The following is a 23,651-nucleotide window of genomic DNA, read 5'->3' on the forward strand; positions in this document are numbered from 1 at the left end:
TTCTCATTCTTCCTTCTTTGGTTTTCCTTCTGGATATGGTGTATTTTCAAGTTGATCTCCAATCCACATCGTTCCATCTTCCCAAAATTCTTTTTTCCAAATTGGAACAATTCGTTTTATACGTTCAATCGCGTACTCATTCGCTTCATAAGCTACTTTACGATGCGGTGATGAAACTGCAATGACTACCGCAATATCCATTATTTCTAGCCGCCCTACACGGTGCGTAATTGCTACTTTTGTATCCGGCCATCTTTCACAAATTTCTTCTCCAATTCTCATAAGTTGTTTTACTGCCATCGGTTTATATGCTTCATACTCTAAATGTAGCGTTCGTTTTCCTTTTGTTAATTCTCTCACCGTACCAATAAATGTTGTAATCGCACCTGCTTCTCTTCTTGCGACTTTATTCGTTACTTCTTCAACTAAAATCGGATTATCTACAATCTCAAATAGCACTTGTTCCATTAAAACCACCTCTCACTTTATGAAATGTCCAAGGCCATTCACTACCTTCGTTATCTTCTAATAAAAGAACATCGACAAACATATCTTTTTTATATCCTCTTGTCCCGCCCGGCAATACGATAAACGCGTTGGATTTTGCCAATGAAGAAACTGAGCTAGATTTATCAAACCCTGATGGATAAGCGATTAATTTCCCCTCATCATATTGCAATTTTGCTCGTACAAATCTTGTAAATGGATTCGGTTTTAGAAAATCTTCTCCTAATAACGCTTTTTCTCTTTTTAAATGTACTTTTTCACTAAACATATACGTCCGAATACACGGTCTTACGAATAATTCAAACCCTACGTAACAAGCTGATGGATTTCCTGATAAACCAAATAATAACTTGCCATTTAATTGTGCTACAGTCGTAACACTTCCTGGTCGCATTGCAACTTTATTAAAAAGAACAGATGCACCTAACTTTTCGTAAATAGCTGGTAAATAATCATAATCTCCTACTGATACACCGCCCGTTGTAATTAACATATCTACTTGGCCAAGCGCTTCTTTCACAGCTGTAAAACACGTATTAAAATCATCACTAAACTTCCCAAAATATTTTACTCTTCCGCCCGCTCTTCGAATTTGAGACAATATCATGTACGTATTACTGTTTCGGATTTTCCCTGGCTGTAATGAATCATTGACATCCAGTAATTCACTCCCAGTCGCTAACAGTCCAATTACAGGCTTTCTCGCAACTGGTACTTCACTATAACCGAATGTAGCAAGAAGAGCTGAAATACCTGGATTAATGTAAGATCCTTTCTTTGCAAGAACCGTTCCTTTACGAGCATCTTCACCTTGAAAAGAAATATTGTCGCCCTTTTTGAATGATCGCTTCACTGCCATATAATTGTTGCCATTCTTCTCATATTGACGAGTCAGCTCTAACATAACAACCGCATCACACCCATTCGGAATTTGTGCTCCCGTCATAATTCGAACTGCTTGAAACGGAGCTACTTTCTCATGGAATAGCGATCCTGCACCAATTTCACCCACTACTTCAAATACAATTGGCGTTTCATAACTTGCTAAATTAGTATCTTCTGCTCGAATAGCAAATCCGTCATATGGCGAACGATTAAATGACGGTACATCATGGTCAGCTACTAAATCCTCTGCTAATATACGTCCATAAGCTAATTCAATTGGTAATAGCTCCTTTAAGCCTTTATCAGCAAATCCCATCACTTTACGAACAGCTTCTTCAACCGTAATTGGCACTCTTCTTTCCATTGTTGACACCCTCTCTATTAACCGAATACGCGATAATATAGTTGTTTCGCTTTCGAAATATCATTTGTACCATGAATAAAAACACGACCATCTCGAAAAACAACCACGCGGTAATCATCGAATTGGCAAGATAGTAAATACGGATTCCGATCTACTTTCCCCAGTTTTTGTAATACTTTTTCTATATCATCAAAATTGTATTTCCTATTGTCTACTGTTCTAATTTGAACTGTATTTCTTCCGCATAAAACAGCTGCTTTCGTTTGATTTTCGTATGATAAATAAGGATAAGTTCGATTCAAACCGCATGAGAGACAAGCGTCTGTTTTTATTTTCCCTAATTTTATAAAATGATTTTGATTACTCCATATATCAAACATGAAAAATGTTTTTCTAATTGCTGAGAAATCTTTCACTAAAATTTTGAGTGCTTCTGCCACTTGATATGCTGCGACGATTTGAACAGTCGGGCTAATAATTCCAGCGGTATCACATGTCACACCTGTAACAGGAATATTTTTCAGCATACAATGTAAACACGGTGTCTCTTGCGGAATAATTGTATAACTCATACCATACGATCCAACGCAAGAACCATATACCCAAGGAATATTATGTTTTTGTGATAAATCATTTATTACAAATCGAATATCAAAATTATCTGTTGCATCAATGATTACATCTACATTTTTTAATAGACCTTCCATATTTTCTGAAGTTGCATCCATTACGAAAGCATGTATTTGTACTTCCGAATTAATTTGTTCTAGCCGATTTTTTGCAGCAATTGCTTTCGGCATTTTCTCTCTCGCATTTTGTTCAGAGTACAATTGTTGCCTTTGTAAATTACTCCATTCAACGTAGTCACGATCAATAATCGTCAACTTGCCAACACCTGCACGTACGAAACTTTCGGCACTTGCACTTCCTAATGCGCCTGCCCCTACAATTAACACATGTTTATTTCGAATTTTTTCTTGTCCTTTACTCCCAATTGGTTTGAACAACTGTTGTCGTGAATACCGATCAGCCATTACATACCCTTCCTCTCAAGAACTCTATTTCATATTAGAATGTTGTTTCTGATAACAAGCAAAGTAAGCAAAACCAACAAACCCAGCTCCTCCAATTACATTTCCGATAAAAACAGGAACAAAATTTTTAGCCAGATCCATCCACGTTAGATGACCAGCAAAAATAACAGCGGAAATGACAAACATATTTGCTACTACTTGCTGAAATCCAATCACTACAAATGCCATAATTGGAATCCAAATTCCGATGATTTTTCCGACAAAATCACTCGTCCCGTAAGCGAGCCAAAGAGCAAGACAAACGAGCCAATTACAACCAATTGCTAAAATCAAAGTTCTCACAAATGATTCATGTAACTTCCCTTCCGCTATCGCTACCGTTTTATTTAAATACTCTCCCTCTGTTAATCCGCCAAGATGTCCAAAGCAATACGCAACGAAAATTGCCCCAATAAAATTCATAAGAGTAATCCAAACCCAGTTATTCAGTACACTTATCAATGTAATTTTCTTTGCATAAAGCGCCATAGACAGTGACATCATATTTCCCGTAATTAATTCTCCTCCTGCTAATACTACGAGCATGAGTCCAACAGGAAATACTGCTCCTCCTAAAACATTCACTAGACTTCCCCAGCGCTCAGGTAAATTCCCTAAAACTCGAATGTTAAGTAAAAAACCTATCGCAATAAACGCTCCTCCTAAAAAACCGAGAATAAGCATCGCTGGCAATGTCTGTCTTACTTTTTGAACACCGGCCTCAATGACAAGCTCAGCAATTTGTTCCGGCTTATGAAATGCCATTACCCATTCCTCCATTTTCTCCAAATAAAAAAGCAGCTTCAAAAAACCTCCTCAAAATAAAGGTTTTTGAATGCTGCTTAATTTCTCTGCACATCTTTTACAGAGATATCAATCATCACTTTTACTATAAAATAGAAAATCCACAACTCTTGTAAATTTTCCATTTTTCACTATGAAGCTAGCTTTATATATTAACCACCGATATGTGACATTTCAATTTTAGGTATTGTTTTCTTATTTGTATGATTTAATCGTTCATCTGAATAACGATCTTCCCTATTATTCCATATATCGCGTACTACATCTGTAATGTCCTCATCTGTATGTTCAGAACGAAGCAATTCTCTTAAATCATTTCCTTTAGAAGCAAATAAGCAAGTATATAATTTTCCTTCTGCAGAAATACGAGCTCTCGTACATGATGAGCAAAAAGAATCTGTTACTGATGAAATAATACCTATTTCCTCATCGCTTCCTATATAACGATACCTAGTAGCCACTTCACCAGAATAATTTGCTTCTATCCGTTCTAACGGCATAACTTGATGAATCGTATCTACTATTTCTTGTTTAGAGACGACCTCTTTTAAATCCCAACCATTATAATTTCCAACATCCATATACTCAATAAAACGAAGAATATGCTTATTTTCCTTAAAATATTGCGCCATCTGCAAAATGTCCTGTTCGTTTTTTCCCTTTTGAACGACCATGTTTATTTTAATTTTCATTCCAACTTCAGCTGCAGCCTGTATTCCTTCCAGAACCCTTTGCACTTTGCTCCTATTACCATTTAAATAGAAAAACCGCTCTTCTTCTAAGGAATCTAAGCTAACTGTTACACGTGATAGTCCCGCCTTATATAAATCAGGAGCAAACTTTTTAAGTAACGATCCATTGGTTGTTAAACCGATATCTTCTACACCATCAATTTTATTAAGGCGCTCAATAAGCTTTGGAAGCCCTCTTCGAAGTAACGGTTCTCCGCCCGTAATCCGTAATTTTCTCACACCTAAAGAAACGAAAATACGTGTTATCCTTTCAATTTCATCAAAAGATAAAATTTTATCATTAGACAAAAACGAGTAATCAGGACCAAATATTTCTTCTGGCATACAATATCGACAGCGAAAATTACAGCGATCAGTAACTGAAATACGTAAATCCTTTAACGGACGTTGCAACTTGTCTAATGTAACTGATTTCATCTTCATTGCCTCACTTTTATTTTATATTTAAAACACGTTCTGGATGGGTATATACATTTAAGGAGTGATTACGAATAAATCCTATTGTCGTAATACCTAAATCTTCCGCTAGTTGCAAAGCTAACTCAGTTGGAGCTGATTTTGATAGTATAATTTCACAACCGATTTTTGCAACTTTCAATAATATTTCCGAAGAAATACGACCACTAAAAACAATGATTTTATCTTTTATAGAAATATCGTTTCTTAAACAATAACCGTAAATTTTGTCTAATGCATTATGCCTACCAATATCCATTCGACTTAAAATAATACCATTCACATCACATAAAGCTGCATTATGAACCCCACCAGTATGATGAAACGTATCCGCAGATTGCTGCATTTCTTTCATTAACCGAAAACAATCCTCTGCAGCAACCTGTACATGGACACCCTTCATTTTTTTTGCACTTAGTGCATCATTTGCAAAAACAAACCCTTGCCTACTCATACCACAACAAGACGTAATATAGCGTTTATTTTGCATTTGTTCATAATACGGATTTACTTTTGTCGTTGTTACATGCACAAATCCTTCTTTCTCCTGCACCCATACACTATCAATATCTTCATACTTCCGAATGATTCCTTCAGACGCTAAGAAGCCTATTACCATATCTTCTATATATTCTGGAGTACTAACCATTGTAACAAACTCCTGTCCGTTCATTTTAATGGTGACAGGAAACTCTGTTACAATGCTGTCCTCTATATGTTTAAATGCTCCTTGTTCATAACGAAAGATTTCTCTTTCTACCTGTATCGGTTTCACGATCAGTATCCTTCTCTCACGTTATATTTTTATCAAAAACAAATACAGAAACTGCAATATCTTCTTCTACTTTCATATCTGAAAACAAATTCACTAATTTCGCTCCAACAAGTTCCTCCAAATGTTCACGTGAATTCACAGCATACACTTCTTGAATCATTTTCGTTCTAGCCATATGAACCATTTCCGCACCGTCCATCGTACTTGAAATAAATTTTTCAGTAGGTGTTAAGTTTCCATAAAGAGTCGCTATAGCCATATTTTCCGCAAAAACAGTATGAATTCGTTCTGGTCCTTTTCCGAAAAGTTCCTTTCGAAGTTTTCGTATCATATCATTAAATTCATGTACTTTTTTTGACATACAATTATACCTCCCAAAAGCCTCATTTTACTTTATTATATATTTTACCAAAATGAGCCTTCCGCCCAAACTATTTCGTACAAATATTTGGGCAGAAAGGTTCACTTCATGAAGTTTATTCGTCTTTTAACCCTTTCCCCATACCTTTTAAGAAATGAAGCCCAAACCCGATAGCACGGTTAATATCTGGGTCTTTCAATACTTTCATAAGATCGAATACCCCTACTTTTTTATTACTTTCTAGATGTTCATTACCTTCTTCTAGCCCGACTAATAAACTACCTATAAGCTTTTTCGTAAGTTCTGGGTCAAGTTCAGTTAACGCCCCTGCAGCACCCATCATATTATTAATTAAATTTGTAACAGGCTCACGAGTTACTTGACCTAGAACGATCTTTGCAATTGGTTCTTTCGCTTTCAGCATAGAATTTGCAGCTTCTAGCATTCCAATGTCATTTAATTCCCCTACTATATTAAACATCTGATTTAGAGCTTCTTCATTATTAGTTAAAAGCTCCTTTAAATCATCTAATTTTTGCTGTTTTATTTCTTCCTCAGTTAATTCTTGTTTTTGAATCATTTTTATAGGTGCAGCCATAGTTTTCTCCTCCTACTTATCCGTTAAATGCACATACCCTGGACGTGCCCACTTACGATGTACCTCAATTCCAGCTTGAGGGTGACGTTTTTTATTACGTGGGTTCGCTTTTGGCATCGGATTTTCGCCCTCAACTTCTAATACTTCCATACGTACTTTCGTTTGTTTATACGCAGGTGTATTTGTACGTACATCCACAGCAGGACCTGTTAAGAAATTAATTGCCGTTTCGTTATCTGTAGAGTTCATCGGTAAATATAACTCATTCGCTTTTACACGATCTGTAACGAGTGCACGTAATTTTAATGCTCCAAAAGGAGAGACAAGACGAACCAACGAACCTGTTTTTACGTCACGTTCTTTTGCAAGGTCTGGAGAGATTTCAATGAAAACACCAGGTACTTTCGTTTGAATACCTGTTGATTTATTTGTCATATTCCCTTCATGGAAATGCTCAAGCATACGACCGTTGTTAATGTGAAGGTCAAACTCAGCTGGAAATTCAGCTGGACGTACCCAGTCAGCAATCGCAAAACGAGCTTTTTTATCTGGGAAGTTAAATCCGTCTTGGAACAGAAGTGGTGTATTCGTTCCATCAAAACTTCCCCAATGGAAACTGTTCCATCCTTCAAGCACTTCATAGTTCGCTTGCGAGAACAATGGTGATAAACTTGCCATCTCAGCAAAGATTTCACTTGGGTGGCTATAATTCCAGTTTGCACCTAGTTTATTCGCAACTTCCTGGACGATCCACCAGTCTGGTTTCGCATCTCCTAGCGTAGGAAGAACTTGATATAATCTTTGGACACGGCGCTCTGTATTTGTGAAAGTACCTTCTTTCTCAAGAGATGGCGCTGCTGGTAATACAACATCTGCATATTGAGCAGTTTTAGAAAGGAAAACATCTTGCACAACGAAGAAATCAAGGCTCGATAACACTTCATGTACATGATTTGCATTAGAATCTACAAGAGCCATATCTTCTCCGACAAGATACATTGCTTTCATTTTTCCTTCGTCAATTGCGTGAAGCATTTCAATATTATTAAGACCTGGTTCACTATCAATTTTCACTCCGTAAGCAGTTTCAAATTTCGCACGTTCCATTTCGTTAGTAACGTGCTGATATCCTGGAAGCCATCCTGGTAAAGTACCCATATCACAAGCACCTTGTACGTTATTGTGACCTCGAAGTGGGTATGCACCTGCTCCTGGACGACGATAGTTCCCTGTTGCAAGAAGTAAGTTTGAAATTGCAGCGGAAGTATCAGAACCACCTGTATTTTGCGTTACCCCCATACCCCAAAGGATACATGTACCATCTGCATCACGAATCATTTCAGCTATTTGAATAAGTGTTTCTTTTGAAATACCTGTTACTTCTTCTGCATATTCAAGTGTATATTCTTCTAGGCTTTCTTTGAAATCTTCAAAGAAGTTTACATTCTCATTAATAAATTCCTGATCATGCCAACCTTGATCGATCATATATTTCGTAACAGCCATTAACCAAACTTGATCTGTTCCTTGTTTTGGACTAATAAAGACATCTGATCGCTCTGCCATTTCGGTTTTACGAAGATCAGCTACAATTAACTTTTGTCCGTGTAATTTATGTGCACGTTTAATACGTGTAGCTAGAACAGGATGCCCTTCTGTCGGATTACATCCTACAATAATAACAAGACCAGATTGCGCAATATCTTTAATCGTTCCGGCATCACCGCCCATACCAATTGTACGGAACAAACCATCCGTTGCTGGTGATTGGCAATAACGTGAGCAGTTATCAATATTATTCGTTCCAAATACTTGTCGAGCTAATTTTTGAATTACATAATTGTCTTCATTTGTAATTTTAGAGGAAGAAATAAATCCGATAGAACCTTTACCGTACTCTTCTTTAATAGCACCTAATTTATTTGCAACTACATTCAGTGCTTCTTCCCATGTAGATTCAACAAACGTTCCATTTTTACGAATTAAAGGTTTTGTTATTCGTTCTTTAGAATTTACGAAATCCCAACCAAATTTCCCTTTTACACAAGTGGAAATTGCGTTAACTGGTGCATCTGAAGATGGCTGTACTTTAAGGATTTTACGCCCCTTCGTCCACACTTCAAACGAACAACCTACACCACAAAATGTACATACTGTTTTCGTTTTCTTCGTACGAGTATCACGCATGGCCGCTTCCACTTCTGATACTGCAAAAATACCGCTATATCCAGGCTCAACTTCTTTAATTAAATCTACCATCGGTTCAAGAATATCTGGTTTCAATCCCGTCATAAATCCAGCTTCACCGAGCATCGTTTTCTCCATTAAAGCGTTACAAGGACAAATCGTTACACATTGACCACAGCTAACGCATGAAGAATCATTAATATTTACTCCTTCATCCCAAATAACTCGTGGGCGTTCCGCTTCCCAGTCTATCGATAACGTTTCATTTACTTGTAAGTTTTGACACACCTCAACGCATTGACCGCATGCAATACATTGATTAGGATCATAGCGATAAAACGGATGCGTCATATCAACTTCACTTACATCTACTTTCGGTTCATACGGATATTTTTGATGTTCAATTTCCATTAATTCTGCTGTATTATGCAGTTTACAGTTCCCATTGTTGTTGTCACATACTGTACAGTATAATAAATGATTTTCTAGTAACCGATCCATCGCCTCTGTTTGTGCTTCTTTTGCGCGAACAGAAGCACGTTCAATGCTCATACCTTCCGTTGCTATCGTCGAACAAGAACGCATTAACTTTCCGTCAACTTCTACAATACAAGTGTCACATGTTTGAATAGGATCTACTTCTGGCACATAACAAATTTGCGGATGTTCAATCCCGTTCTCATTAATAACACCCAATATCGTTGAACCGGGCTCCGCTGTATACTTTTTTCCGTCAATTGTAATATGAACCATGTTGTTATTCATGGTCTTTCCCCCTTTTTGAGAATAAAAAAACTCCACCACGAAAATATACGCACCATATTTCGGCACGTTATTATCATGGTGGAGTAGTTTATTAGCACATCTTGCTAAAATACCAATCCATTTATTCATAAATAAAACGATAGAGTCATAACAGGTCATATCACGATTCCATCTTTAACACTATAATTATAGCGTTAAAGTAAAAAATATACAATATAAAATTTAAACTACGCATATGTCAGCTTGTAACTATCCATAATAACCCATATAAAACATAACAAGGAGTAAGCGAACAAATGGGGTCTTTTAATAAATGGATGCGTGGTGAAAAATCTTTTTCTACCCAAGAGCAAGCTGATTACGCATTAAATAAATCTATCTCTTCTTCCCTTTCCCTTAATTTAAAGCACTTGTCCAAACTGTTTAGCGGTATTCCAGAATTAATAACACGCACTTTTCCATTAAAAAACGGACAGGAAGCTGCACTTATATATATGGAAGGACTTGTAGACAAAACTGTTATTAACGTAAACATTCTTCGTCCTCTCTTATTTAAAGAGTGGAATGAAGACGATTTTTGGGAAGCTTCTGTTTCTATCGGAAATATAAAAAAAGTTCAACAGTGGACAGAAATTGAACAATCTCTTTTACACGGCAAAAGTATTTTATTTATAAACGGGCAACTATCCGCTTTAGAGCTTGATACGCAAGCGGCACCAAAAAGGAGTATTGAAGAACCTACAACAGAGAGCTCCATAAAAAGCTCACACGAAGGATTTAATGAAGTAGCGAGCGATAGCCTTGCACTTATTCGTCGATATATTCCAAATCGCGAATTGAAAGTGAAGGAATTCACTGTTGGTGAACGAGCTACTTCAAAGGTTTTTTTGCTTTATCTAGCAGATGTTGCGAACGAAAATGTCGTAAAAGAAATGGCATCCCGTATCGAGTCAGTAAAAGTTGATGCGATTCTTACTACTGGTGAATTAGAGGGGTTTGTTGAAGATAATTCCTTTACTCTCTTTCCGCAATTATCAATAACTGAACGTCCTGACACAACAGCACATCATATTCTAGATGGGCGAATTGCCGTTATTGTAGATCGCTCACCAGGCGTATTAATAGGACCTATGACCTTTTCATCCTTTTTCCAGACGATAGATGATTACAGCTTCAGACCTATGATTCCATCTTTTATACGACTCCTTCGTTTCACTGGACTATTTATTGCAATATTTGCTCCTGCTCTTTATATTGCTATGATTTCCTTCCATTATGAAGTGATTCCGCTCAAATTGTTGTTAACGATTGGAGGATCTCGAGCCAAAATTCCTTTCCCCCCCATATTAGAAGCTTTATTAATGGAATTAGTTCTCGAAATGCTCCGAGAAGCAGCGATTCGGCTCCCTGGACCTGTTGGACAAACAATCGGCGTCGTAGGAGGAATTGTAATTGGACAAGCTGCGGTTCAAGCTGGGATTGTTAGTAACGTTATGGTTATCGTCGTATCAATTACTGCGGTTGCCTCTTTCATTATTCCCAACTTAGAAATGTCAGCAGGAATTCGGCTTCTTCGATTCCCAATGATGATAGCCGCCTCTTTATTTGGCGTCATTGGAATTATGGTTGGAATGGCAATTATTATCATCCATATTCTTTCTATGGAATCACTTGGTGTGCCATATGGTAGTCCTTTTTCTCCGTCATATGCTTCGGATTTAAAAGATACCCTTGTACGTTTCCCATGGAAAATTATGAAGAAACGGCCACTATCTCTACAATTAAAACAAGATAACCGGCAAAGAGATGTTGAGGAAAAGGAGGAGAATAAGTGACAAAACGTGCAAAGAGGGAGATCACTTTATTTCAATACATTTTAACTATTAGTGGTGTTCAAGTCGGGTTCGGCGTACTTACACTTCCGCGTGAAGTTGCACAAGGAGCGAATACAGATGGCTGGATGTCTATTATTATCGGATGTGTCATTACCACTTTAGTCAGTCTATGTATTGTAAAAATCATGGAAAAACATCCAGGATATACTTTACTTGATGTGCTGATACGTTATCTTGGAAAATGGCTAGGAAGAGTAGTAATGATTTTTTGGATTTTATATGCTGTACTCGCAGCTGTTTCCTTAATTTTTTCCCTCTTATACGTTATTCATATTTGGATTTTACCTAGATCTCCTATGTCTTTAATTATGATTTTGTTATCCATTCCAATGCTTATGCTTGCATGTAAAGGGGCACTTATTATTAGTCGCTTTGCTGTTTTTACTGTCATCTTTACACTTTGGATGCCATTATTATTATTTATTCCTCTTAAAGATGGGCATTTTATATATCTTCTTCCTCTCATCAAGGAAGGATGGCTACCAATTCTAAACACCGTGAAATCAACTATCATTGCGTTTCTCGGATTCGAGTTTGCATTTGTCCTTTATCCTTATTTAACTAACAAAGCATCTGCAAAAAAAGGAATTATTATTGCGAATTTGATTACGTTATTTATTTATCTTCAAATCACGTTCGTTTCTTTTATTTATTTTAGTCCAGATGGTATAACAAAGTTTTTATGGCCGACTCTTTCTCTTGTTACACCGTTTCACTTCTCATTTCTTGAGCGATTTGAAATTATCTTTTTATCATTTTATCTCTTTATTATTTTTGATTCCTGTATTCCTTATATTTTCACTGCTTCAGATGGAATTAATCAATTACTTAACAAAAAAGGGAGTTCATTACCTATTTATTTTTTATTATTCGGGTGTATTTTCATCTTATTCTTTTATATCCCTTCTTCTTATCAGATAAGTGCGTTGCGGGAATTTTGGGGAACTGCTAGTTATTTTATCGTTTTTCTATTCCCGATTGTATTTCTCTTATACATGACACTTTATCAGCATTGGAAAAGGAGAAAAGTTTAAATGAGACGCTTTATTCGTTTTATTATATTTTGTTTTCTCATAATTTTTTTAGCAGGTTGTGAAGATCGGCTTGATTTAGAAAAACAATCCATCTCATTAATTTACGGTTTTGACGCAAAAGCAAAAGGAAAATTAATTGTGTATCACGTAAATCCTATTTTTAATGAAGATGTAGAGAAAAAGTACGAAATTCATGAAGCGAAAGTACATACACCCCGAGAAGCAAAAGATACGTTTAACAGTTCAAGCAGCGGTTTAGTGTCCACAGAAAAGTTACAGCTCATATTGTTTAGCACGAATTTTTTAAAACAAGAAGGAGCTATGCCTTATCTGGATGTTTGGTATCGCGATCCTAAAAATACAGGAAATATGCGCATGGTTGCAGTAGATGGCCCCGTTTCTTCTGTTATATATAATAATTTCAAAGATAAGCCTGCTCTTCCTGAATATTTAACAGATTTAATTAATACGAACAAACTATACAATCGGACCGTGTTTACGACATTCCATGAATTTCATAGACAAACTTTTAATAAAGGGGTAACTCCTGCTATTTCAGAAATAAAAAAAGGGAAGAAAGATGTTATTGTTACTGGTTCGGCACTATTAACCTCTCGTGGAGCTTATAAGATGTCTTTAAATCGCTATGAAAGTGCCCTTCTTCTTATGGTGCAAAAGAAAGCTAATATACCCGTTTCACTTACAATGAAAATCCCCTCTAATTTAGTTGAAAGTAATAGCCATCTAAAAGATACAAAGGGCAACGATTTTATAACAATAAACGTCCTTAGTATGAATCATGATATCGGTACAGACTATAGCGATAACCGATTCAAATTTAATATTAAAATGGATTTAAAAATTGCCGTATCTGAACTTACATTCAACATGGATATAGATAGTGATAGAAAAAAATTAACTTCTCTTATTACAAAACAACTAAACAAAGATTTAAACGAATTAATCCACAAAATTCAGAAACAGCAACTCGATCCATTCGGATTTGGTGATTATGCGAGAGCATTTCGTTATAAAGAATGGAAACAAGTTGAAGATGATTGGCCAAGTGCCTTTTCAAAAGCTAACGTGAAAGTAACTCCTACTATTAAAATTTTAGAAAACGGGATTATTAAATAGTAAAAAACACGCTACTTGCTCTTATACATTTAAAGAGTAAATAGCGTGTTATCATTATTATTTTGAAACTTCTTATACAGTTACACTTCTGTCTCTTGTTCTTCGTTTTCCACTTCTTCCAATCTTTGCTGCTCTGCAAGTTCAGCTGAAATCATTCCATAATAAATTTCTGGATACAATCCAAATATTTGATATACACTTCCTAAAAACGGCATCGGAATCCCTCTTTTCTAAAGTTGTATTGCCACTTTTAAGGATTCCCTATTCTTTCATTATACATTCGTTTTTGACGTTTCCTCTTCATCATGAACGCTTAATAAATTTTGCCACTTTTTATAAGGAGCACTATTTGGATCTACATATCCTTTCGCATACGAACGATCCCACAATTGTTTAATAAACATTTCTTTCTCTTTCTTTGCCACCATATCGGCACCTGTACCGTAATAGTTCTGGAAATACAACTCGATTTCATCGAGGAATAGTCTTAATAATTCATCTGATGTTTCTTCTAATGTCGGATCATACTTCGCTTCACGGTCATACATTAAAATCATATCTAAAAGATTGTGGACATGTTCTTTTCTAAGCCATCTTACATCTTGGGCTCCTAATACGAACGGATGTGTATATAAATGTCCACCTTGTATCATCGCCTTTTCTTGCTCTTCTTCAAATCGTGACAAGATGTTTTCATAAATAAACGGATTATGAAGCAATGCTCTGTGTAATTTATAACTTTCGCTTGAAATATTTTTCCCCATCGACTGAATTAAAAAGCTACGTCCTACACCGTTATATTGATACACAAATTGTCCATCAACAGCAACTAAACTAATCCAGCGATACATATATGCGTATAGTAATGCACGATTACATTTATCATAATCTAATTTTGTTTGAGTCGCGTTTAAATCTGGCATAAAGGCTGGTAAGTGCCAATACTTATCTAAATGCGGCGTTAAACTAGATTTTTTACTATTTAATTTATTTACACGGCGATAATACGATTGGAAATAGTCACCTTTATCATTCATAAATCCGTTTGAAATATGTCCTGATGATAATTTAGGAAAATCTTGCAGCGATAAGCCGTAATGCGCTCGATAACAGATTACTTCAAATGGCGAAAAGGCTTCATGTACTGTATCTTTTTCTTTAAACATTTCTTGAATTAATTCCTCTTGCAGCTCTTTCTTTAAAGAAGGATGTATACCCCAATATTGTAATTCCCTATGATGAGCAACTTTCGGAACGAATGGACTCGCTAAATGGAACAGGTCTTCAATTTTTTCACGAACGTATTCATCGCGATCACGTTTCTTATAATCTGCTTCTTTTCGCAACGCTTCAATGATATTCAGTTCTAATTTATCACGATAGCGTACTTGCAGTTCGTCATAACAATAGCTCAGTATATGTTCTCGGTAGAAATCCTCTACCTTTTTCGACTGAATCTCTTCTGTTTTCGCATCACGACAATATTCCCCGTACAAACTCATATAAATTTCCGCTGATATATCTTTCGGTAGTACACCTAAATTTAAATGTTGCTGCATATCTTGCCATATCTTTTCTTGCAGCTGTTCCTCAGCTAATACATATACATTCGTCGGGTTTGTTTTCCCTTCAAATTCCTTACTGCGCTTTTGGATTTCAAACAGTAAATTTTCACGTGTTTCATGTAAATTATCAAAAAATCTTTCCCAATATTGAATCATTTTATTAACTGCTTGATATAGCGATTGATATACAAGTTCTAATAGCATTTCTTTTCGATATTCATTTAATTTGTGTACATATTGCGTTATGATGTCTTCAAATTCTCTTTTGAATAAACGTTGCTGATTATTAATCATTTTTCCAAACCAGCCTTGTTGTTGAGCAATTTCTACTCGGCGTACAGCCGTTACCGTTCCATCGATATTACCCACATTAAATTTTTTATCGTAGTTTTGAATTACATTTCGCTTTTGTTCATTATTTTCATGTAATCGATTCATTTTTTCTACTAACTGTTTTCGAATTTCATATAACATAAAACGTGCTGCTACTGGGTGAACTGGATCTGTTTTCTTTAAAAACCATGTATTTAATTGATAGGACTGCCCTTCAGAACCACTTGGTGAAAAGCGGTCTGATTCAATCATGTCATATAAAAGTGTCGTTACATGTTCATGTACACGGCTCGGAATCGCATATGCATATAAGCGAACCGCATGATCCACTCTTGCCACTTCGCCTTTCATTTGTTCCATCATTTTCAGTTTCGCAGCTGAAATTTTACAATCATGTTGCAAACGATTTAATTCCTCATCTTTTTGCACCGTTCGTTGTACATAACTTTCTACAGCTTCTAAAAACAGTTTTGATTTCGCAACTCCGAGCTTACCACCCTCTGCTCCTTCACGTGTTTCATTGTACATTTGTCTATAGAAAATATGAGCTTGCTCTGGACGGGTAGCAAGATGTTCCAAGTCCTTTAAATAACTTTTACCTCTCTCCGGCTTTTCACGCTGCATCCCACGTTTTACATCTTGGTCATATCTTTGCTTCTTCTCTTGAAACAGTTGATCTAAATGAAGCCACGATTCATCTAAACCTTGCACAGCCCATTTTAAAGCACAATATTTTAACACATGCTTATACGGATAAATGAGTTTTGCCGTTCCTGCCCCGCAATATCGTCCTTTTCCGCTTGATTCTGCTAATTGCTGAATTTGATTGTCTTCTTGTGCAAAATGACTTGTGGACATCGGGCTAAATAACTGTAAATAAATTGTATTTGCCATCTGTTCCATATAATCTGATAAATTGTGTAAATGGTGTCCATGTAGGTTTTCATAATCGTATAAGAAACAATAATTGTACGGTAAATGATGTTGTTTAATTGTATGATTCGTTCTTCCGTCTTCATCTACTTGATCAGGGCGATACTCTAATTCAATTGTTACACCGCCGCGTTTTGATAATTCTCCAGTAGAACCGAGCGTAATAGCATGTAATTCTTTTAACGATGCATAGCCGTTCGCTTGCACCGTTTCAAACTCTTTCCCACTAACTGTTCTCGTCTTTACTAAAACATCCGGCATTAAAAACGCACCGCGTATTAAAATGTTATGATGCTGCAATTTCTTCCGAAGCATTTCACGTAAATATAATGCAATTTGCAGAAACATCCCCGAACCTGTTCCGCCTGCTAGTGATGTTACTATAATGACACGCACACCATATTCTGTTTGATCACTTGTAACCGGAAAAATTTTCTCAATTTCTTGCCAAAAGGACGTTAATTTATCTTCTTTCATCGCAGCACGTAACGCTAAACGTGAAATGACGCGTAACTGTCCTGCTCCTTCTGTTAATGGTTTATCAAGTATAGTCGGATCCATCGGAAACCACTCTGGGATTGTTGGATCTCCTGCAATATACTCCCTGGGCGTTTTACTAGAACTCGTTTGTGTCTTAAACTTTCGAATATGATCAAATTTACTCAATGTATTCACATCTGTATCAAATACGTGCATTGCTACCTTTTTCCGGCGCTCTTCAGGTAATTTTTCATATATTTGATGCGTCACAGTACTACCGATTCCACCTAAACCAATTAATATTGTTGGAACTTGTAATGTCATGTGAACCACCTTCCTATTCTTGCTTGTTTGAAAAAAGGGAAAGAGAATCAATACTCCATCCCCTTCTTTTCCCTATCTACTATTCACATTCGTACTTGTAAATCTCTTTACCATATCCTCTATCAATTAGTAAAAGTTCATTTGGATATAGTGTCTTATGTTCCATTCCTACTTCATCCTTTGTTATAAACATCCCATCAATAATCATTCCAACTACTTGTGATTCTTTCGCTACAAAGACAGATTTCGAACCTTTCTTCGCTATAAACGTAACGGATTGCACTGTTTTTCTTTCTGCTCTAAATGGGATACCAAAATAATGGTTCCACCATTTATTTCGAAGTAATTCTGGTTCAGATTGATATAGCCAATCTTTCGCTACCTCTTGATCCCATTCATAATACAGTAGTGCTTTCCGGTGAAATCTTGGCCGAACAATCCATCCTAAAACAATGATTCCTACTACTAGTAGTAATAAAGTGATAGGAATGACAAACTTAAAAATAAGCGCATATTTTTCATAAAACGGAGCATCTTGAATATGGAATGTTATGTTTTTCTTTACTTCTTGTAACTTTGAATCCTGCATTACGATGGTAGCTTCTACGGTGCCGGTATCTGTAAAATTAAATGTGTCGGAGTAATAGGGACGAGGATAAACATAGATTTGATTTCCATGTTGCTTTATTTCATAGTTGATTGATTGTTTAGATGTGACACCAGTAGATTTTAATAGTTTCTTTACAGCCTCTTCTGTCATCGGCTTACCATCTAACTGTGGTTGTATAATAAACGGTTTACTATTCTCTAAATTTGTTACTTTTTCTTCATAATCTTTCGTAATCGTTTGTAGTGATAATTTTGGTTTTTCCGTTACTTCGATTTTAAATTCTTTCGTCTGTCTGTAAAATCCCTTTATGTTCATATGAACTTTCCCACGCACTAGCCCTTTAGCAATCTTCATTTCGTAGTAAAATACATGTTTTTTATCGTCCCACTTCATCGGGTACTGTTTTCCTTCTATTTCTAATTCTGCCTGAAAGTAAGAAGACTGAACTGGCAACTCCGTAGGCTTTGCTTCAATAACAGCAGTAACACCTTCATACATTTTCTCTACATTTTTTTGACTACTATCATCTTTGGCATAAGTAGAAACCGTATAATTAAGCGCTGGTTCAACTAGTACTTGTAGTCCTTCTTTCTCAATGTCCTGGTCCACTTCTATCGTATAAGTTCCTGGTTTAATAACTTCCTCATTTTCCGTACTTATATGAACTATATTTCCGAACAATTTTGCTTCTCCTGGTGCATGTATGGAAAAAGAAGATTGTAATTGTAATGGTTTAGAAATTTGTGTGACCTGATAATCGGGCAGAGAAGGCGATTGTCGTACAAGCGTCATACGCTTTAACGGAAACGGTGTTGTAATCTCTACTCTTTTCCCCACTACTTTCGTTTTTACAATCGATTCAACAGAGGAGAATGGATCACGATTTGCAACTAATGCTGCCACTTGATTTACACTTTTTACAATGCCATCTTCTCCGTTTGACGGCATCGTAACACCATTTATCTCTTTCTTCCATATTTCCTTGAACGTATTTAGTTGTTCTTTTTCTTGTTGTCCTAAATCTTCTTCCATCGTAATTAAGACTGGATGTAACGATATCTTTTTTGCATCCATTTCTTTCTTAAACTGGGCTAATTTCTGCAAAATTTGTTCTTTTCCGCCAACCTTATCTTTCTCTAAATCATTAAATGCCCCGTCAGTTAATACAATAAGCCAAAATTCACGTTTTCCATCTATATCTGCTTCCTTTTTTATAGATTGCATCGCCGTTTCTACCGCGCTAAATGGAGTATTTAAATACGTTTTCCATGCTCCAATTCCCTCAATTTCTGTTTGCCTTTTATCCTTCGTTAACGAAATGTTTAATGGCTCATTCGGCTTACTCATTGGAACATAAGAAAATTTATCTTTTTCATCCAATAGCGCAACTAAACTTTGCAAAGCATAATTGGCATATTTCCAGCGATCGTTATTTCTCATGCTGCCCGAATCGTCATATACAAGTGAAACGACCCTTTCCTTTGCCTCCTCTCCTTTTGCAAAAGCTGATAAAGGTAAACATATAAATAGAAACAACATGAACGTGGCACAAATTCGGATTTTCATGATGAGGCTTCGCCACCTTTGTAGACAAATTCCTATGTTTAAATTTATGAGAGGAAACAAGATATATGACTTGTATTTTAGGACCACGAACCCAGCATAATTTTATTATGTAAACAGTTATAAGAACTGAATATTATTCCTTCTAGCGTTTTCTATCCGATACTATAAGTAAAAAAGCCTGTTTAAGCTCCACACTTAAAACAGACTTTTCCTACTTTTTATTTTAAAAACACATAACAAAAAGTTTGATTTTTGACTTAACACATCACTTCTATTGTAAATCCACCAGGTGCTTCAACATAAAACGTATACGCATGGACATGCTTAGGAGGCTCGACCAAAAATCCATCTTCCTTCAATCTTTGATTTATCTTATCTACTTGTTCTTCACTTTCTTGTGGAAATCCTACGTGAAATGTTTTTGGATACTGAACTTCTATTCCTTTCATTAAAGTTAGTATAAATCCATCATTATCACGCATAACTGCAAAGGCATTCCCTCTTGTTCCACTACAAATTAGACCAAAATACTTCTCTAAAAACTCTCTAGCTGCTGTTACATCTGTAACTGTTAAATTAAGATGTTTAATTCCCAATCCTTCACCTTCTTTCTCAATTTTCTAACATTTTATCATACAAATAAAAAACACGCCTTCCACAGCGTGTTTCATTGCTTTACATACACTTCAACAATCGGATTCTCTTTATGATCCGCATGTAAGCGTATATTCTCTTCACCTGTATTATAAATACTAGCTAATAACATTATCGTTAACACATTAGGTGTCTTCGCATCACTTCCGTATTTTCTCTCAAGCGCTTCCTTATATTCAAAATCTAAATCCCCCTGCACATATGTATACACTTCAAAACCATCTTCTAAATTGCAAACTACTGTATCAATAATATCTGCCCCTACTTGCTTCTTCATTTCCTCTCGTAACGCTTCAATAAAATCTTCCCACGGTACTTCGTATGTCTGAAACTGATCTGTAGATTTCATGCCTTTTCCTCCTTATATATCCTCTTCTTATATTTCCCCTTTCCTATAACAATTATGATAGATAGGGCATTCGTACAAGCCGCACTTGTCCCCCTTACATATCGTATTACTGTAATGCGGAAGGAGAAAAGAATATGCATAGACAAAAATGTTATGATACATGCCAACGTTATTTCGGAAAAGTTGTTCGGATTGAAGACCGTGATGGCCGTATACATTTAGGTAAAATAATCGATGTGACACAAAACTCTGTATGGATCGAACCGGTGCAACAGCGCTCATCTTTTGATTCAGGGTTCGGATACTACGACGCTTATGCAAACGGTGGTTGTGACCTTTGTGGAGGCCTTAGCAGGTGTGATAGTTGTGGATTCGGATGCGGTGGTGGATTCAGCAGCTGCGGATGTGGTGGTCGTGGTTGTAGTAGTTGTGGTTGCGGCGGCTGGGGAGGCGGCGGTTGTGGCTGGGGTGTTGAACTCGGATTTGGTTTCATCTTCGGAATTACATTAGCTGCATTATTTTTCATTTAACATAGTAAAGAGTTGGCTACCTTTAGCCAACTCTTTTTCTTTATTTTTCACATATAAAAATACGATGCCCTAAAATGTGTTGGTACATAAGCCGTACATTTTCATGCTGTATCCACGCCTCATATAACTCATTCGGAATATGTGAGGATACATTCCATTCTGGCTCTTCTACATAGCCAGAGATTGTTTCTGCAATCGTGCCACCACCAGCAATTGTAATTCTTTTAAAATTTGCTTTCTGAAATAATTGTACCCACTCCTTCTCAGTTAATAGTTCTTTCATGCCATATAATTGGGCGATTTTTTCTTCCTCACCCTTATCAATGTGCCTATCAATAATCATTTCAATGACAACAAGCTTACCGTCCTGCTGTAATACACGATAACACTCCGAGATAACCCTTTCTTTGTCTGTAAAAGCGATGATTGATTCTCCAAGTACGAACTCAAATGAGTTATTCAAACACGGTAAATGCTCTACACTTCCTTCAATTAATTGTATATCTAACCCTTCAAACAACCATCTATCTTTTGCCTTTTGAATCATAATTTCATTCTTTTCAACAGTTGTTACTTTATAACCAAATTCCCTTGTCATATATGCCGCTGTTTTTCCCGTACCGCAACCTATTTCAAGGACATTCGCTCCATATTTAAAAGGCAGTTGTGCTAACAATTGTTTTGTTAACGTAAAACCACCAGGATGAGCACTTCCTATTCCGTAATAAGCTAGGAAATCGATGTATGTGTTTCGCTTCATGGGATTCTCCCTTTTTTATTTTATATATTCGAGCACGGAAGAAAAGTGCATAGAAAAAGGGGCGTATTGTACGCCCCCCATCTTACTTATCCTCTGTAATATATGCCCATTTATAGCTGTAGTCTCCACCAACTGGATGGTGAACAATACCTTTTACTTTCTGTCTTTGAACGATAGCATCACCACGTTGATATAATGGTGCAATTGCTGCATCTTCCAATAACATTTTCTCCGCTTTCAGTAAGCTATCCCAACGCTCTTTCGTTTTCGTTAATAGCTCACCTTTACCTTTTTGTACAATTTCATCATATTTAGGATTTGAATATCCTGTTTGGTTATGAGGGCCATTTGTAACAAACATATCAATGAATGTCATTGGATCTAAGTAGTCAGGTCCCCAACCAGCGTAAGATAAATCATAATCTAGATCTGATTCTAATTTTAACTTTTGTTTAAATGGTTGGTTTTTCAAATTCACTGTTAAACCTGGTAAGTTTTTCTCAAGTTCTCCTTTTAAGAATTCTCCTACTTTTTTCGCACCATCACCATCATAGTTTAATAGTTCTACTGTAATTGCATCTTTTCCAAGTTCTTTTTTCGCTTTTTCCCAATGCTCTTTTGCTTTTTTCACATCTGTTTTTAAAATATCTCCATTTTCTTTACGGAAGTCTTTTCCATCTGGGCTCTTAGCAAATTCTTTTGGTACTAAGTAATCTGCCGGTGTAGATCCGTCATTTAAAATAACGTTCGTTAAGCCTTTTTTATCATACGCTTTTGCAATCGCTAAACGTAGATCTTTGCTCTTTAACACTGTATCTTGCCCACCACGTTTTTGGTTTAAGCGTAAGAAGTACGTTGACGGTGTTTTTTGTGTAAAGAAGTCGGGGTTTGATTTATATTTGTCAACAAATTCAGATGTAAGTCCTGAACGATCGATTTGTCCACTTTCATATAAGTTAACACGTGTACCACTATCTTTTACTACGTTAAAGTTGATTTCATCTAACTTCACTGTTTTATTATCCCAATATTGTGCATTTTTCTTTAACTTCCAACCTTCTTCATGTTTCCAGTCTGTCAATGTAAACGGTCCGTTGTATAACGTCGTATCTGATTCTAAACCGTACTTTTCACCTTTTTCTTTTACAAATTTCTCGTTTAATGGATAAAATGTTCCAAATGAAGTTAATTCTACAAAGTAAGGAACTGGATTTTCTAATTCTACTTCTAACGTATAGTCATCTACAGCTTTTACTCCTAACGTATCTAGTTCAGCTTTTCCTTCATTAATCGCTTGTGCATTTTTCAAATCAAACATAATGTATGCATATTCTGCTGCTGTATTTTTATCTACCGCACGTTTCCAAGCAAACACGAAATCTTTCGCTGTTACAGGCTCTCCATTTGACCATTTTGCATTTTTATTTAATGTAAATGTATACTTTTTACCATCATCACTCTTTTTATATGATTCAGCAACTCCTGGTGTTGCTTTATTATCTTTATCAAGTCGATATAAACCTTCCATTACGTTGTTTAAAGCTAGAAACGATACTTGGTCTGTCGCTTTAGCAGAGTCCATAGATGGAATCTCTTGAGACTCTGTTAAATTAAGCACTTGCTTCGCCGCTAGCTTTCCGCCTTCTTTTTCACCACTTTTCGGTGTTGTGCTTGCCTTCTCTTTATCTCCTGATCCAGAGCAAGCTGTTAATGCCATACTCATTACTAAAACTGGTGCTACGACCGCTGTCAATTTTTTCATCTTTTTTCTCTTCATTTTTTGTACCCTCCCCAATTATATGTACGATATTAACATTTAGAATTTCTCTACCAACTTTCGTTATCAGAAAATTCTTATTAATTAATATTCTACTATTTTTTAAAATTTTGTAAAGTATTTTTGTAAATTTTCTAAATATTTATTTTTTTATTATAGTAACTTGTTGTTTTAACT

The 23,651-nt window shown here is 36.1% G+C and carries 20 protein-coding genes; 4 read left to right on the forward strand and 16 right to left on the reverse strand.

The features are described from left to right. Positions 1 to 3 precede the first annotated feature (3 nt). The 9 genes from moaE to fdhF all read right to left on the reverse strand — a co-directional run bounded on the left by moaE (position 4) and on the right by fdhF (position 9,527). The gene (moaE, locus tag GBN78_RS18385) at positions 4 to 468 is read right to left on the reverse strand and encodes a molybdopterin synthase catalytic subunit MoaE (RefSeq protein WP_000438664.1); all 465 of its coding nucleotides are present in this window, start codon (positions 466 to 468) and stop codon (positions 4 to 6) included. Further along, positions 449 to 1,756 (reverse strand): molybdopterin molybdotransferase MoeA, encoded by a 1,308-nt coding sequence (locus GBN78_RS18390; RefSeq protein WP_152127584.1) that lies wholly within the window; start codon positions 1,754 to 1,756, stop codon positions 449 to 451. Before GBN78_RS18390 ends, moaE begins: the two co-directional genes overlap by 20 nt. Before the next feature lie 17 nt (positions 1,757 to 1,773). Beyond that, positions 1,774 to 2,790 carry a molybdopterin-synthase adenylyltransferase MoeB gene (locus GBN78_RS18395; protein ID WP_000785271.1) on the reverse strand — a complete coding sequence of 339 codons (1,017 nt, stop codon included), beginning with the start codon at positions 2,788 to 2,790 and terminating at the stop codon, positions 1,774 to 1,776. 24 nt (positions 2,791 to 2,814) lie between these two features. Continuing rightward, complete coding sequence (locus GBN78_RS18400; protein WP_152127585.1) at positions 2,815 to 3,594, reverse strand: formate channel; 780 nt, start codon at positions 3,592 to 3,594, stop codon at positions 2,815 to 2,817. 191 nt (positions 3,595 to 3,785) lie between these two features. Beyond that, entirely contained in the window at positions 3,786 to 4,802 is a 1,017-nt protein-coding gene (gene moaA, locus GBN78_RS18405) for a GTP 3',8-cyclase MoaA (RefSeq protein ID WP_000844124.1), read from the reverse strand. A 16-nt stretch (positions 4,803 to 4,818) separates the two neighbouring features. Further along, positions 4,819 to 5,616, reverse strand: coding sequence for a formate dehydrogenase accessory sulfurtransferase FdhD (fdhD, locus tag GBN78_RS18410; protein WP_000802689.1), 798 nt, complete (start codon positions 5,614 to 5,616; stop codon positions 4,819 to 4,821). Positions 5,617 to 5,632: 16 nt separating this feature from the next. Beyond that, positions 5,633 to 5,977 (reverse strand): Na-translocating system protein MpsC family protein, encoded by a 345-nt coding sequence (locus GBN78_RS18415; RefSeq protein WP_000039583.1) that lies wholly within the window; start codon positions 5,975 to 5,977, stop codon positions 5,633 to 5,635. A gap of 115 nt (positions 5,978 to 6,092) precedes the next feature. Further along, positions 6,093 to 6,575: a helical membrane plugin domain-containing protein gene (locus GBN78_RS18420; RefSeq protein ID WP_000729897.1), complete on the reverse strand. Its 483-nt coding sequence runs from the start codon at positions 6,573 to 6,575 to the stop codon at positions 6,093 to 6,095. A gap of 12 nt (positions 6,576 to 6,587) precedes the next feature. Beyond that, on the reverse strand, positions 6,588 to 9,527 hold the full coding sequence (fdhF, locus tag GBN78_RS18425) for a formate dehydrogenase subunit alpha (RefSeq protein ID WP_152127586.1): 2,940 nt from the start codon (positions 9,525 to 9,527) through the stop codon (positions 6,588 to 6,590). 296 nt (positions 9,528 to 9,823) lie between these two features. Here fdhF and GBN78_RS18430 point away from each other — a divergent pair, with 296 nt between their 5' ends. The 3 genes from GBN78_RS18430 to GBN78_RS18440 are packed head-to-tail and all read left to right on the forward strand — an operon-like array spanning position 9,824 to position 13,593. After that, complete coding sequence (locus GBN78_RS18430) at positions 9,824 to 11,362, forward strand: spore germination protein (protein WP_152127587.1); 1,539 nt, start codon at positions 9,824 to 9,826, stop codon at positions 11,360 to 11,362. After that, the gene (locus GBN78_RS18435) at positions 11,359 to 12,456 is read left to right on the forward strand and encodes an endospore germination permease (protein WP_098940449.1); all 1,098 of its coding nucleotides are present in this window, start codon (positions 11,359 to 11,361) and stop codon (positions 12,454 to 12,456) included. The genes GBN78_RS18430 and GBN78_RS18435 overlap by 4 nt, the downstream gene beginning before the upstream one ends. Then, positions 12,457 to 13,593, forward strand: coding sequence for a Ger(x)C family spore germination protein (locus GBN78_RS18440; protein WP_152127588.1), 1,137 nt, complete (start codon positions 12,457 to 12,459; stop codon positions 13,591 to 13,593). An 80-nt stretch (positions 13,594 to 13,673) separates the two neighbouring features. Here the strand turns inward: GBN78_RS18440 and GBN78_RS18445 are convergent, their stop codons facing one another. From GBN78_RS18445 to GBN78_RS18465, 5 genes are all read right to left on the reverse strand, one after another. Next, a complete protein-coding gene (locus tag GBN78_RS18445) occupies positions 13,674 to 13,808 on the reverse strand; it encodes a hypothetical protein (RefSeq protein WP_001116177.1) in 135 nt (44 codons plus the stop codon). A 57-nt stretch (positions 13,809 to 13,865) separates the two neighbouring features. Then, on the reverse strand, positions 13,866 to 17,228 hold the full coding sequence (locus GBN78_RS18450; RefSeq protein WP_152127589.1) for a tubulin-like doman-containing protein: 3,363 nt from the start codon (positions 17,226 to 17,228) through the stop codon (positions 13,866 to 13,868). A 79-nt stretch (positions 17,229 to 17,307) separates the two neighbouring features. Continuing rightward, positions 17,308 to 19,404, reverse strand: coding sequence for a vWA domain-containing protein (locus GBN78_RS18455; protein WP_000702075.1), 2,097 nt, complete (start codon positions 19,402 to 19,404; stop codon positions 17,308 to 17,310). Between the two features lie 257 nt (positions 19,405 to 19,661). Then, positions 19,662 to 20,000 carry a VOC family protein gene (locus GBN78_RS18460; protein WP_152127590.1) on the reverse strand — a complete coding sequence of 113 codons (339 nt, stop codon included), beginning with the start codon at positions 19,998 to 20,000 and terminating at the stop codon, positions 19,662 to 19,664. Positions 20,001 to 20,071: 71 nt separating this feature from the next. Beyond that, a complete protein-coding gene (locus tag GBN78_RS18465; RefSeq protein WP_000842883.1) occupies positions 20,072 to 20,407 on the reverse strand; it encodes a hypothetical protein in 336 nt (111 codons plus the stop codon). Between the two features lie 134 nt (positions 20,408 to 20,541). Between GBN78_RS18465 and GBN78_RS18470 the strand changes: the two genes are divergently transcribed. Beyond that, complete coding sequence (locus GBN78_RS18470; RefSeq protein ID WP_000554977.1) at positions 20,542 to 20,937, forward strand: hypothetical protein; 396 nt, start codon at positions 20,542 to 20,544, stop codon at positions 20,935 to 20,937. Positions 20,938 to 20,977: 40 nt separating this feature from the next. On the opposite strand, the gene GBN78_RS18475 is transcribed toward GBN78_RS18470, so the two are convergent. Continuing rightward, positions 20,978 to 21,697, reverse strand: a complete 720-nt coding sequence (locus tag GBN78_RS18475; protein WP_000828252.1) for a class I SAM-dependent methyltransferase — start codon at positions 21,695 to 21,697, stop codon at positions 20,978 to 20,980. A gap of 82 nt (positions 21,698 to 21,779) precedes the next feature. Further along, the gene (locus tag GBN78_RS18480) at positions 21,780 to 23,474 is read right to left on the reverse strand and encodes a peptide ABC transporter substrate-binding protein (protein WP_000823447.1); all 1,695 of its coding nucleotides are present in this window, start codon (positions 23,472 to 23,474) and stop codon (positions 21,780 to 21,782) included. Positions 23,475 to 23,651 lie beyond the last annotated feature (177 nt).

The organism is Bacillus sp. B2-WWTP-C-10-Post-4, assembly GCF_009183805.1.
Lineage (GTDB): Bacteria > Bacillota > Bacilli > Bacillales > Bacillaceae_G > Bacillus_A > Bacillus_A cereus.